The sequence below is a fragment of the Lysinibacillus sp. RC79 genome (genome assembly GCF_041262405.1).
Classification (GTDB): domain Bacteria; phylum Bacillota; class Bacilli; order Bacillales_A; family Planococcaceae; genus Lysinibacillus.
In genome coordinates this window covers 128,125-140,979 of record NZ_JBGCCD010000007.1, presented here as the reverse complement: position 1 = coordinate 140,979, position 12,855 = coordinate 128,125, and the positions used below count along the sequence as shown (strand labels likewise).

Sequence of the window (12,855 nt, the reverse complement as noted above, 5' to 3'; positions counted from 1 at the left end):
TATTAAATATTTCATTCTTTTATTATAATAGAGAAACTAAAAGAGTTGGTACAAAAATCCATTTAAAACTCACTAATATAGGAAAATATGTTATTGTTTAAAGGGATTTAATATTATAAACGTCTTTTTTATGCATACAAATAAAAAACAGAACCAACCTAAATTAGTGGTTCTGTCTAAAATACCTATTATAATGTGCAACATTTTATTAAACTAGCCAATAATGCAATTAATATTTATTTATTCTTGACTTTTAATAAAATGCAAAAGTAGACGTTTTTTCTTGAAGGGGGAAGTAGCTTGAAACCAATTATTTTCTGTGATTTTGATGGCACTATAACAGAAACAGATAATATCGTCTCTCTAATGACTCAATTCGTTCCAGAGGAATCTGAGAAAATTGCTAAAGCAATGATGGAACAAACTATAACTTTTAAAGATGGCGTTTCAGCAATGTTCGAGCTATTATCAACTAAACAAAAGGATGCTGTGATCCAATATTTATTGGATACGGCTATTGTACGTGAGGGGTTTGGCGATTTCGTTCGTTTTGCACAAGAGAAACATATTCCGTTTTATATTGTTAGTGGGGGTGTCGATTTTTTCATTGAGCCACTATTAAAAAAACACGGTCCATTTTCTGGTATATATTGTAACAGCGCTGATTTTTCAGGACAGCACATTAAGCTCATCTTTCCAAATAGCTGTGATGAAGAATGTGCGAAATTTGAGACACAGGGTTGTGGTTGCTGCAAGCCAAGCGTTATGCGTAAAGTTACACAGAGCAATCATTTTAAAATCGTGATTGGAGATTCACTTTCTGATTTTGAGGCAGCAAAACAGGCAGATTTAGTACTTGCTAGGGATCATCTTATTAAACGCTGTAAAGACCTCCATCTTCCTTATGAGCCCTTTGAAACATTCTATGATTGCTTAGAAGTTGTAAAAAAGCTTATGGCCGCAGAAAAGGCTGTTTCAATGTAATTGAAAAGGTTAGTGAAATAAGGGCGGTATGTTTAGAAGTGCCGCCCTTGTTTCGACATAACAAAGGGAGCCACCTTCAATTAGGTGGCTCCCTTTCCAAATTCATGATTTATTTTTCGCCTTAAAAAGTCTCTTTCGACGTTCATACCAAATAACACAAATGATAAACCACGTATAACCCATACTCCATCCGGCCAATACATCTGAACCAAAATGACGGGCTCCAGCAACTCGAGACAAACCAATAAGTACAGTTAGAACAATTGCCCCAAGCCAAAGCAATGTCTTACGTCCCTTACTATTGTTCTCCGAAAAAATATAGGCTATTGTAAATAAATACAAGATGCCGGTCATAGCATGTCCAGATGGAAAGCTAAAGGATGTTAATTGATCTTCAATCTCAGGTCTTGGTCGGTGTACCCATTTTTTCAATAATTGGTTAAGTACATTCCCACCTGCAATTGTTAACAAAACAAATAGTATACCTCGGTTATTTTTTACCTTCCATGCTAAATATACTATTAAGACTATAGCTACAGACACTACAAATGCCGGTTCACCTATATAGTGAAAAAATTCTATAAAACGATTACCGAAAAATAAATCAGCCATTTTTGTATCAAAAGTATTGATTAAGTTACTTTGAAAAGTAACTCGTAATACAAAAAAGATAATGAGCGTTAATACCGCTAAAGGATAAGCCCATTTTTTCATATAATACTTCACCTCAAAACTATATGCTGTTATATTTTTCACATCATATCATATTTAAGTCAGTTAGAGGTGAATTTGCTTTTTATCCCGTGTAAAACTCCGAACGTAAAATTAAGCACAAGGTTAATTGCCCGTAAATGCCCGATTGGTGAACTAACCCAATGTGCCCCCTCTTTCCTGGGGAATGACAAATGTTTTTACTTCTGCTTTATTAAAATAATTTGAAAGAGCTAATGCAACGATAAATAAAATTGCAACGATAGGTATTATTTTTCTAAACAAAATATACACTTCCTCATCTTCAGTCTGAATTATTTTAATAATACTGGATCGAATAACCAATCCTTTGGCCCGAAGTTTTTATCCTTCTCTCCTTTTACCTCACGAGATATATTATTTTTAATAATTAATTCTCTAAACTTTCTACTGAACAAAGTTTTTCGATATAAATATCTTCCGTCATGGCTCCATTCTGCTGAGAAGAATACATCATTTTTTATATTGGTTAAATCTTTACGTTTGTAAATATCCGGACCATTGATTACTCCACTTAATCCGCATCGACATGGCGGTTGTTCTGTCGCAAAATACAATTTAACTCTTTCAGTGCTGCATTCTGGTAATACTTGTGTCGGAAAAATTTGAAAAGCTTTTTGCTTCCCTTCTTCCGGTCCTTGATGAATAACCTCTAAAAGTTCATAGCCTTTAATATCCTCTTGCTTCATTAAAGTCACTAATTCCTGTGAAGCAACCCAATATCCGCTCACATGAACTAGATGACGGTCTTTCATTTCTGTTGTATCTATCACTAATGGAGAAAGTTGCTCTTTTTCCATTAGTCCGCAATGCTGGCAATGGGTGCTTATAGAAAATAAAGTTCCTTTATCATCTATAAACATATCAGGTGAGTTACCTGTTGAGTTTAATGTGAACAATGGTGCTTGCTCATATTCGTAATCTGAAAAGTCAAAGTAAAAACGTTCTCCGATTGAAACAATTCCTAATTCGTGTTCCAATGATTTATATAGTGCTGCTACATGTTCATATGTGACATCTTCATTTAATGTAAAAATAGGATTGAATGATGCCTTTAATTTTCTTTTTCTTATTTCAGGTGCACCGATACAAATACCATAGCGATTATAAACTTTAATGACTTGATCTTGACTAGATTCATCTATAGAAAATAAGTTTTCAAGTTCTACTTTCAAAATACACGCCTACCTTTATATAAAGTTTTATGGTGAAGTATGTTGACTAGCTAGTAACTTTAAAAAAATCTACAATCTCTACTTTATTCATAGATAGTCAGGCTCTTATTTTAAACGAAATCTTATATAGTAATACTTACTATAGCAAATCTACTTAACCACGATTATCTTAAGCGTACCAGTACTTACACCGACATTTCAACGTTGGGTTTACGCCAATTTTTTGGCGGTCTTTGCCTCGGTTTTTGGCGTGATTTGGCGGACATATAAAAAACACCGCCAAAGTTTGGCGGTGTTACACGAAAATTACAGGTATTTAGAATCTGGATTTAGGTATAATTAACCAAGTTAAAATATGGTATTAAAAAACCACCTAAACTCTCCCTTTTTATTGAAAAATATACCAATGAAAATAAGTATAGCATACAGACAATCTATAGTAAATTCATTCTTTCTGCAAGATTTACAGCCTCTGTCCGTGAATCTACATTCAATAAAGAAAACAGCTGAGTTAAATATCTTTCGGTTGTTCGCTGAGGAATATTTAATTCTATAGCAATCGCTTTATTCGTATGTCCTTCTGCAATTAGTCTTAAAATTTTCTTTTCTTTTTCATTTAAGTGAATATCGAGTTTTGCATCTTGCAATTTAAATTTATTATCGAGAAAATCCAAGAAATTTTGAGGTAAAACAATTTCACCATTTGCAATGGCTCGAACAGTTCGTAAAATTTGTTCCTTAGATGCTGTTTTAGCTAAAATACCTTCTATTTTCCGTTCTAAAATAAGTGGATAATAATCAGTAATATCATCACCAGTATAAAGGATAATTGAAGCATTTGACTGGATAGCTTTAATGTTTCGTCCTAAATTAATGCCATTTTCTAACGGCATATTTATATCAATTAAGTAAATATCATATGGTTTGTTTTTAATTCTCTGTATGACATGAGTTGCATCACTTTCTGTATCAACTATAATATCTTCATTTTCTTGAAATAAATTTTTTGTTCCCTCTAACACAATAGGGTGATCATCCACTATGAGCATCGTAATCAAGTGTATCACTTCCTTCTTTTACTGTAATTCTAATAGTCATTCCCTCATTAACCTGTGTACCGATGTGAAACTGCCCGTTAAAGGCCTTTACACGCTCTTGCATACCTTGAATTCCCATCGAATCTGCGATAATAATATCATCAATATTACAGCCTACACCATCATCCTTATAGATGATTTCGAAACCATCGTCCATTTCCTGCAAATGAATTTCAACTGTTGTTGCATAGGAATGTTTTAAAGCATTGTTGAGTAATTCTTGAAATAATCGATAAATCATTAAATTCATACGCTCATCTTCTAAATAAAGACGATCTATCGTATAAATTAACACAAAACTAGATCTTTCTATTACTTTACGAATTAGCTTTTCTAATGCTGCGTTTAACCCTAGTGTATCTAATAATGGGGGCTTCAAATTTTCACAATAAGCTCTTAAATCATGTATAGATGTAACCATCTGTCTGTGAATTTTCGCAAGTTTTGGCTGGATATCTGATGCATTCTTCATATTGACTAGGACATCAACCTCCCGGGCAATATGGAGCTGCTCTTGCAAATTTGTATCATGTAATTCTTGAGCTAATTGATATTTTTCCTCTTCAAATCTTAACCATAATAACTTGTTTAGCCAAGGTAATTGACTATCATCTGCTTGCCTCATATGCTTTAGTTCCTCTAACAGTTCTTCTACCATCTTTGTATTTTCAATAAAATTGTTTACATACAATAAGAGCAATTCAATCCATAGAAGCTCTTCATCTTTTAAATGAATCGAATTATTATGTCGCAATACTAAGGCTCTTTTATAATGAGCATCTTGATGGAGGAAGGCTAGATAGACTTGGTCAAATTTTTTAATTTCCCCCAATTTTAAATCTTCCATTAACATTGGATTAATCGGAATACTTCCCTCAACCGTTGATTTAAATCGATTTGTGTCATAGTCATAAGTTAATACAAATACGTGTTCGAGCTCAAGATGCAAAGAAACCTCCTGAGCAAACCTCTCTAGAAGTTCATCTATTTTTATTGTTTTACCAATCTTATCTACCGCCGTATATAATTGATGTATATAATCCCCTTTTGTAGAAAATAAGATTTTTCGTTTTCGGTAATCGACCTTCTCTTTTATGTAAAAAAGAATAACTAACGATGTAAAGGTAAAAAATGAAACACCTGACATTACAGTCATCGTTAAATATTTTCCTGCAATCCAATACAAGCCAACCATAAACCACAAAGTAAATAACAATGAAAAGAATACATAATAACGTAATCTAGTAATATGATATTCGATATCAAATAGCCGATCTGCTACCTGTGTAAAGATAAAACTAAAAGGAATAAGCAATAAAAATAAAGAGCAGATTTCACCTGAAAGAATATACGTATCAAAAAAAATTTTAGGGAGTGAATATAAAAAAAGAAATGGCAGAAACGGTATCAATATACTACATAACAATATTTTCAACTGAGGTGATTTATATTTGAAATAGCTTAGTAATAAAATACTAAGAATAATAATAAGGAGGATGAAAAAAAGGACTAACACAACTTCAGAAAGAAAATAATAAGAAGCAGGATAGAAAATAATAATACAGCCCAGTGAAAAAGCGATTACAGGGAATATATAAAAGAATTTGATATTGTTTGTGAACAGCCAATTTGTTTTTACAAATGAATAATAATCTCTCAAAAAATGTAATAATATGACTAAACACAATACCATACTACTACGATTTACTATTATCCCAATTCCATTTACTCTACTAGCAACTCCACTGCTTACATAAGCCAATGAAACAGTTAACATAAAAAAAATAAGTAAGTTAGTAAGCTTAGTATTTTTTTGATTAAAATGTAGATATATAGTAATGAATAGAGTTAATAAATAATAACAAGCTGGAAATAGTAATATATAGTAAAATTGATTGGGGATATCTAAATGATTAATATGTATGTCAGTTATTTCTCCATTTGGCTTCATTATGGTTATTTTATTAGCAGCTACTATTATTGATTTATATTTCAACTGATTTAGATGATCCATCGGCACATCATCTACTCTTAAAATAACATCAGATGGTGAAATACTTTTCCATTCTATCCAGTCTTTATCGTAAGGTTGCGTTACTCCCCACTTGCCATTCTCTTTTTCTACCTCGATTTCCAATAACGGCCCGCTATAATTCACATAATTCAGATAAATACCGATCACTAAATAGAGCATTATAGCAGGCCAAAATAACTTACTACTCAACGATTTTATAACCAAGCTGCACTTTCCAACTCTACTTCACTACTAAACGCATCTAAAATTGCCTTTTGTTCCATAGACGAAATTCCAATTAATGAGGCTTTTTGTTCCTTTAATAGTGTAACTAGGTCTGGGTTCTTTTCTAGATGTTGAATTACATTAATCATACAAATCTCTCCTCATTTCATTAGTTTTGTTAGATAGTCTTTACATACCTCATTTATAGCTACATTTTCAAGAATATTGAATGCTTTTAACTTGTAAACATTTTTAATAGTAATTGCATAACGTATCGCACCACCATTTGTCAACTCGTTTTCCGTAGCATTATTATCTAAAAATGCATCTATATCGTCATTATAATAGTTTATAACAGATTTTGAAACATCATTTTTCTGTGATAAAAGATAAATAATAGGCAGTGAGTATCTTTTATTTAGTAAATCATTTTTAGGTCCCCAAGTTTTTAAACCTTGAATATCGTTTTTAATTTGTTGGATAATACCTATGTATCTCCCATACTCCTCAACCTCAGAAGATATCTCACCTTTTGCAAGCACTTCACCAATTAAGCAGCCCATCGCTGTTAAAGAACCCGACTTTTTTTCAATCATTTGTAAATATGATTGCTCATCTCTACAAGTATTGAGTAAATCTAGTTGCTGACCGTTTATACTTCGTAATGCATAATTCTCTAGTATTTGAATAGCAGTATTTTTGTGTTCAAAGGAAGTTTCACGTATAGTTCTAGAAGCCATGACTAGCATAGCTAAAGCAACATTTAATGATAATTCAGGTGTTTTACTCCAACTGTAGTCTGAATCCTTGTCCTGCAAGTCGTCGATAATATCAAAAGATAAAATTAAAAGTTCGATAGCTGCGGCAACTTTATAGATATCCTCGTTCAAACAATCTGTAAATGCTTCATAATGCCAATAACATAGCTTACCAAAGGAATAGCCAACTGCCTTTTTTTCTTCCTTAAAAATTTTTAGCATCGACCGTAGTTCATGATCTATCAGCGCCTCGTTCTCAATTAGAATGTCCAATGACTCATTAATTTGTTCGTCAAGCCCCTGCAATAGTCCTCACCTCCCTTAAGTATGTTATTAAATAGTATACAGATTAATGGGAAATAATACTAGACGCCAAAACTCAAAGGAAATATTTTACATTATGCCATTTGCACAAAATACCGCCAAAAAATGGCGGTATTTGTGGAAAGCACGCCATTTCTTTATTTAGGAATAGTAAAATAAGTGGCGGTGTACTATTATTGACCGCCATTTTTTGGCGTAAACTCAGCATTGAAATGGCGTCCTCACTGATGATACGCTTAAATAGGCTAAGATAAATTTGTATTCTCGAAAAACTGGGAGTGATTGAAATGAAAAATGAAGTAAATGAAAACGTTTTAATACTTACAGCTAATTTTTCCTGCGCAATTTTTGTCTCTGAAGAAGAAATCACTATTAAAAAACCTTCGAAAGAACAACAATCTATTGAGCAAATAATTATTGATGCCGAGCAACAGGCTTTTAAAGAAACATTAGCAGCGTATAAAAGCAAATCTACATTTTCAAATTTTATTTGCAATATTCCTGGATTTGAGGATATTTTTCAGCAAAAGCTGGACAGTTTTATTGAACAATATGGAATAATTAGAGTATCTGAAGAAAGTCTGTCTATGTTACCTTTAGTAAGTCCATTTACCTCAGGATTAAACATACATACACCTATACTCTATAAGTCACCAAGCTTTAGTATTATAAATGCTAGAGGCAATTGCTCTAACGCTCCATCAATTGAAGATACTGTTAAAATTGAAGAAACAGTCGGCTTACCTGTTTATCTTCATAATTCAGAATTAGAAATGGAAATGTCCTCTTTAGGGAAATTTACTGCTGTAAAGGAAGCAAATTGGGCACCCAAACAATCAACTGTCAATTTTACAGGGGTTTCCATTAGTGACAATGGTATTTCCTTTAATATTTCTACGGCATTTAATGCATGGAATAAAGCGTCCATTAAACATTAATACTAGACTGGGTATGGCACAGGTATAGATATGTGCCTCACCCTTCCTCCTTAATATCATTCTCTATGCCATTTTAATAGTTCTATTAGGTCGCTTTGATGGTTCTTTCCGTCACTTTGGCGGTTCTTTCCGTCGCTTTGACTTCTATCCGCCACCTTAGCTCCTCTATTCTCCACTTTGACTATCTATCATTGCATTTCTATCGGACAATGTGAAACTTCATATTCTATTCATAAGAAAAAAGGTGCCTCAAATGAACTTTGAGACACCTCTAAAATATTATCCTTTTACATGATAAACTTCTTGGCCGCTTTCGATGATATGATCGGGCTTCGGTTTACCAGCACTTGCTTTATGACCAGCAATATGCTCAGGGCTCTTCTCCCAATTTTTCCATGCCTCTTCTGATTCCCATCGAACCACAATTAGCACTTCTTCATCACCACGTCGTACTTTTTTTACAAGTACTTGCTTATCAATAAAGCCTGGCTGTTGTTCAAGCAATGATGGACCATCTTCTTTGGCGCCAAAACGCTCAACAACTTTATCCGAATTCCCTTCCGTAACGACAATACGTTTAATTTGTACAAACATATTAGTTAAACACCTTAAGAACATCTTCTACTTTTTGAGTTTCAGAAGTTAAACCGCCACCAGATAAATACCAAACTTGTGGATCTAAATAAACGATCTTACCATTTTTCGCAGCGTTAGTAGCACCAACGATTTCGTTTTCAATTGCAGCTTTTGTACCTGACTCACCTTCTGGATTTACAGCAGCATCACGGTCAACTACGAATAAAATATCTGGGTTTGTGTCACGTACATATTCAAATGATGCGTTAGCACCGTGTGTAGAAACTTCAATTTTTTCATCAGCAGCTTTCACACCATATACATCATGAATGACACCGAAACGTGAACCAGGACCATATGCAGATAATGAACCTTCATTTGCTAAAACGATTAAAGCTTTTTCTTTAGCTGAAGCTGTTTTAGCTTTAACTTCTTCTACTTTTGATTCGTATGCAGCAAATGCATCAGCAGCTTCTTTTTCTTTACCAAAAATCTTACCAGCTAATTCTGTTTTTTCTTTAAATGATTCCATGAAATTTTGATCGTCTACACCTACAAATACAGTTGGTGCAATTTTAGATAATTCATCGTAAGCAGATGCTTGTCGACCAGAGATGAAAATAATGTCTGGATTCATAGCAGAGATTGCTTCAAAATCAGGCTCTTTTAAAGAACCAACATTTACGTAATTTTTATCAGTATATTTGCTTAAGTAGCTAGGAACTGATTTTTGCGGTAGACCTGCAACTTTAACACCTAGAGCATCTAAAGTATCAAGGAAACCATAGTCGAATACAACAATATTTTCAGGCATTTTATCAAGAGTTACTTCTTTAAAAGTATCTTCCCCCTCTTTGATAGCTGGGATTGTTAGGGGGTAAGCAGTAGCTTCTCCTTTTTGCTCTTCAGCAGACTTACTATCAGTTTTAGAATCTGTATCCTCTTTTTTAGTATCATCCTTTGAGCCGCAAGCAGCTAATACCAATAGCATCATTGCCATTAAAACAGTAAGTAATTTCCAATTCTTCATTGTAAAATTGCTCCTTTAAGATTTATTTTTTAGATGGACATTTCCATCTATTATTTTTTAAGAGTTAAAATACACGCAAATGCGACAGCCGTCCTGTTCTTGAACAGGGATATCCATATCATAGATCTCCTTAAGCGCATCAGAGTTGATGATGTCATTTGTTGGACCGTCTTTGACAACACGTCCATTTTTTAATGCGACAATATGATCAGAGTATACGGAAGCAAAGTTAATATCATGTAATACGATGACAACTGTTTTCCCCAGCTCATCAACGAGCTTCCGCAAAATTTTCATGATTTGCACAGAATGCTTCATGTCTAAATTGTTGAGCGGCTCATCAAGCAAAATATAGTCTGTGTCTTGTGCAATAACCATAGCGATAAACGCACGTTGTCGTTGACCACCCGATAATTCATCCAAATAATTGTGCTGAATATCCTCTAAATTCATATATTGAATTGCTTCATCTATCTTTAGCTCATCCTCAGGCTTCAAATTTCCTTTCGAATAAGGGAAACGCCCAAATGAAACAAGCTCACGAATTGTTAGACGTACATTCATATAATTGGACTGTTTTAAAATTGATATTCGCTTCGCAAAATCATCCGATTTCCAACGACGTACATCTGATTTATCGAGTAATACTTCTCCAGTGTCTGCATTAAGTAAACGGCTTACCATTGAAAGCAATGTTGATTTACCTGCACCATTTGGTCCAATAAAAGACGTAATTTTCCCTGGTGCAACGTCGACACTAACATCTTGAATGACCGGTTTTTTCCCAAAATACTTAGAGATTTCTTTTACTTGGATCATCCTGCTGACCTACTTTCCTTCAATAATAAGTAGATGAAGTACACGCCACCTACGAAGTTTATAATAACGCTTAGTGTTGTATCGAAATTAAAAACACGTTCGACTATCCACTGTCCACCGACTAAAGCTACAATACTCATGACACAAGAACCTGCAATTATCACAGAGTGCTTGTACGTCTTGAAAAATTGATACGATAAATTTGCCACGATTAAGCCAAAGAACGTAATAGGCCCAACAAGAGCTGTAGAAACGGCAATTAACACCGAAGATAATATGAGCATTCGCTGTACAAGCTTGTCATATGGTACCCCTAGGTTAATTGCTGTATCACGTCCAAGCGACATTACGTCTAATTGGTTCATGTGACGCCAGCCATAAATAAAGGTAATGATTATGACAACACCTGCAAGCCATACTAAATCTGAATTGACATTGTTGAAGCTTGCAAACATTTTACTTTGTAAGCTTAAAAACTCATTCGGGTCTATTAACACTTGGAAGAACGTCGTTACGCTTCCTAAAAATGTTCCGACAATCATACCGACAAGCAGCAAGAAATAAATCGGACGTTTTCCTTCTTTGAACAATACGCGATAAAAAATCACCGCAAAGACAACCATAGCTAAAACAGCTAGTAAGAAATTGTATTTTGCATTAATAACGAATATCGACATAGAGCCAAAAAAGTAAAAGATGAACGTTTGAACCATCATATATAATGCATCAAGTCCCATTACACTTGGCGTTAAAATACGGTTATGTGTAATTGTTTGGAAGACTACAGTTGAATAAGCAATCGCAATCCCTGTTAACGACATCGCTACCACTTTAATAAGGCGGCGTGGGAACGCATAATGATAGTTACCATTAAGTTCATAAAATACATACAGTAAGATAGAAATTACTGCAAGACCTAGTAAAATCAACATTTTTGTACGGTTACGCATATGCTTTCCCCCTAAACAACATAATTAGGAAGATCGCACTTCCGATGACCCCGACAGTCATACTAATCGGAATTTCATAAGGGAAAATCACTACACGCCCTATAATGTCGCAGAATAATAAGAACGACATACCTAGTAATGCTGTATGAGGCAATGTCTTAGCAAGGTTATCCCCTTTGAACAGCGAAACTATATTTGGAATGATTAAACCAAGGAACGGTATCACACCAACTGTTAGCACCACCGTCGTCGAAATAAGTGCTACTAACACTAAACCTAAATTCACAACGAATTTATAGGAAAGACCAAGATTTTTTGCAAAATCCTCACCCATTCCTGCCACTGTGAAACGATTCGCATAAATGTAAGCTATAATCAGCACGGGTACACTTATGTATAAAAGCTCATAACGACCTTTCATCATTAATGAGAAATCTCCCTGTAACCATGCAGAAATGTTTTGGATAATATCCGCCTTATACGCAAAGAACGTTGTAATGGAAGAAAGGATATTCCCAAACATTAAGCCAATAAGCGGTATAAAGATCGCATCTTTAAACTTTATTCGATTTAATATTTGCATAAACAATAATGTGCCGGCTAAAGCAAATATGAAAGCGAAGGAAATTTTTTGAAAGTACGAGACATTTGTGAAAAACATCATCGAAATTAATATCCCCAACTTTGTAGCATCTAACGTACCTGCTGTCGTTGGTGACACGAACTTATTCCTACTTAAGCTTTGCATAATTAAACCAGCAATACTCATACCTGCACCTGCTAACAAAATTGCTACAAGTCTCGGTATACGACTAATAAAAAATAGTCTAGTTTCTTCTGATTCGAAGTCTAATAGATCACTCGGTTTTATATCAACTACCCCGATAAATAGTGAAACTATAGACAGCACAACAGTTGCTGTTAAAAGATATCTTTTTTTCATTGTAATCCCCGGTAGATTCATTTTTGCTCGCAACGCTTATTGAAAATCATTATCATTACTCACGATTCTCATTATAAGCGCGTTTCCGTTCTCAGTCAACCTTCAATTGAGAATTATTCTCGTTTTATTTACAAATCCTTAAAAAACGAGCATTCCCAACAGAATATCTACATTATGTATTACTTCCAAAGTTAAATATCTCTACATTCTTTACACAAATAAAAAGGTAATTGAGAATAAAATACTAATTTTTTCTCAATCACCTTATTAAA

14 protein-coding genes are annotated in these 12,855 nt (G+C 34.0%); 2 read left to right on the top strand and 12 right to left on the bottom strand.

The genetic code is table 11. The features are described 5' to 3' along the window. Positions 1-300: 300 nt before the first annotated feature. A complete protein-coding gene (locus ABH968_RS09445; RefSeq protein ID WP_370043804.1) occupies positions 301-984 on the top strand; it encodes a 2-hydroxy-3-keto-5-methylthiopentenyl-1-phosphate phosphatase in 684 nt (227 codons plus the stop codon). Positions 985-1,086: 102 nt separating this feature from the next. Here the strand turns inward: ABH968_RS09445 and ABH968_RS09440 are convergent, their stop codons facing one another. The 7 genes from ABH968_RS09440 to ABH968_RS09410 form a co-directional block, all read right to left on the bottom strand. Continuing rightward, positions 1,087-1,698, bottom strand: coding sequence for a phosphatase PAP2 family protein (locus ABH968_RS09440; RefSeq protein ID WP_370043803.1), 612 nt, complete (start codon positions 1,696-1,698; stop codon positions 1,087-1,089). Positions 1,699-1,851: 153 nt separating this feature from the next. Further along, positions 1,852-1,980: a hypothetical protein gene (locus tag ABH968_RS09435; protein ID WP_370043857.1), complete on the bottom strand. Its 129-nt coding sequence runs from the start codon at positions 1,978-1,980 to the stop codon at positions 1,852-1,854. A gap of 29 nt (positions 1,981-2,009) precedes the next feature. Next, positions 2,010-2,909 (bottom strand): hypothetical protein, encoded by a 900-nt coding sequence (locus ABH968_RS09430; RefSeq protein WP_370043802.1) that lies wholly within the window; start codon positions 2,907-2,909, stop codon positions 2,010-2,012. Between the two features lie 434 nt (positions 2,910-3,343). Continuing rightward, the gene (locus ABH968_RS09425; RefSeq protein ID WP_232733125.1) at positions 3,344-3,958 is read right to left on the bottom strand and encodes a response regulator; all 615 of its coding nucleotides are present in this window, start codon (positions 3,956-3,958) and stop codon (positions 3,344-3,346) included. Continuing rightward, on the bottom strand, positions 3,942-6,200 hold the full coding sequence (locus ABH968_RS09420) for a sensor histidine kinase (RefSeq protein ID WP_370043853.1): 2,259 nt from the start codon (positions 6,198-6,200) through the stop codon (positions 3,942-3,944). The genes ABH968_RS09425 and ABH968_RS09420 overlap by 17 nt, the downstream gene beginning before the upstream one ends. A 35-nt stretch (positions 6,201-6,235) precedes the next feature. Then, positions 6,236-6,394 carry a competence pheromone ComX gene (comX, locus tag ABH968_RS09415; RefSeq protein ID WP_370043801.1) on the bottom strand — a complete coding sequence of 53 codons (159 nt, stop codon included), beginning with the start codon at positions 6,392-6,394 and terminating at the stop codon, positions 6,236-6,238. A gap of 12 nt (positions 6,395-6,406) precedes the next feature. After that, on the bottom strand, positions 6,407-7,309 hold the full coding sequence (locus ABH968_RS09410) for a polyprenyl synthetase family protein (RefSeq protein WP_370043800.1): 903 nt from the start codon (positions 7,307-7,309) through the stop codon (positions 6,407-6,409). A gap of 305 nt (positions 7,310-7,614) precedes the next feature. Between ABH968_RS09410 and ABH968_RS09405 the strand changes: the two genes are divergently transcribed. After that, positions 7,615-8,265 (top strand): hypothetical protein, encoded by a 651-nt coding sequence (locus tag ABH968_RS09405; protein WP_370043799.1) that lies wholly within the window; start codon positions 7,615-7,617, stop codon positions 8,263-8,265. A gap of 279 nt (positions 8,266-8,544) precedes the next feature. On the opposite strand, the gene ABH968_RS09400 is transcribed toward ABH968_RS09405, so the two are convergent. From ABH968_RS09400 to ABH968_RS09380, 5 genes are read right to left on the bottom strand one after another with little or no spacing between them, the layout of a single operon-like run. After that, on the bottom strand, positions 8,545-8,859 hold the full coding sequence (locus ABH968_RS09400; RefSeq protein ID WP_370043798.1) for an antibiotic biosynthesis monooxygenase family protein: 315 nt from the start codon (positions 8,857-8,859) through the stop codon (positions 8,545-8,547). 1 nt (position 8,860) lies between these two features. Next, positions 8,861-9,871 (bottom strand): siderophore ABC transporter substrate-binding protein, encoded by a 1,011-nt coding sequence (locus tag ABH968_RS09395; RefSeq protein ID WP_370043797.1) that lies wholly within the window; start codon positions 9,869-9,871, stop codon positions 8,861-8,863. Between the two features lie 57 nt (positions 9,872-9,928). Further along, positions 9,929-10,690, bottom strand: a complete 762-nt coding sequence (locus tag ABH968_RS09390; RefSeq protein ID WP_370043796.1) for an iron ABC transporter ATP-binding protein — start codon at positions 10,688-10,690, stop codon at positions 9,929-9,931. Beyond that, complete coding sequence (locus ABH968_RS09385; RefSeq protein ID WP_370043795.1) at positions 10,687-11,640, bottom strand: iron chelate uptake ABC transporter family permease subunit; 954 nt, start codon at positions 11,638-11,640, stop codon at positions 10,687-10,689. Before ABH968_RS09385 ends, ABH968_RS09390 begins: the two co-directional genes overlap by 4 nt. Continuing rightward, positions 11,633-12,583, bottom strand: a complete 951-nt coding sequence (locus ABH968_RS09380) for an ABC transporter permease (protein ID WP_370043794.1) — start codon at positions 12,581-12,583, stop codon at positions 11,633-11,635. The genes ABH968_RS09385 and ABH968_RS09380 overlap by 8 nt, the downstream gene beginning before the upstream one ends. Positions 12,584-12,855: the final 272 nt, after the last annotated feature.

Bases quoted from the DNA above. Each gene is read 5' to 3' on its own strand.
- ABH968_RS09440 (WP_370043803.1), bottom strand. From the start codon at position 1,698: ATGAAAAAATGGGCTTATCCTTTAGCGGTATTAACGCTCATTATCTTT.
- ABH968_RS09425 (WP_232733125.1), bottom strand. From the start codon at position 3,958: ATGCTCATAGTGGATGATCACCCTATTGTGTTAGAGGGAACAAAAAAT.
- ABH968_RS09420 (WP_370043853.1), bottom strand. From the start codon at position 6,200: ATGCTCTATTTAGTGATCGGTATTTATCTGAATTATGTGAATTATAGC.
- comX (WP_370043801.1), bottom strand. From the start codon at position 6,394: ATGATTAATGTAATTCAACATCTAGAAAAGAACCCAGACCTAGTTACA.
- ABH968_RS09405 (WP_370043799.1), top strand. From the start codon at position 7,615: ATGAAAAATGAAGTAAATGAAAACGTTTTAATACTTACAGCTAATTTT.
- ABH968_RS09400 (WP_370043798.1), bottom strand. From the start codon at position 8,859: ATGTTTGTACAAATTAAACGTATTGTCGTTACGGAAGGGAATTCGGAT.
- ABH968_RS09395 (WP_370043797.1), bottom strand. From the start codon at position 9,871: ATGAAGAATTGGAAATTACTTACTGTTTTAATGGCAATGATGCTATTG.
- ABH968_RS09390 (WP_370043796.1), bottom strand. From the start codon at position 10,690: ATGATCCAAGTAAAAGAAATCTCTAAGTATTTTGGGAAAAAACCGGTC.
- ABH968_RS09385 (WP_370043795.1), bottom strand. From the start codon at position 11,640: ATGCGTAACCGTACAAAAATGTTGATTTTACTAGGTCTTGCAGTAATT.
- ABH968_RS09380 (WP_370043794.1), bottom strand. From the start codon at position 12,583: ATGAAAAAAAGATATCTTTTAACAGCAACTGTTGTGCTGTCTATAGTT.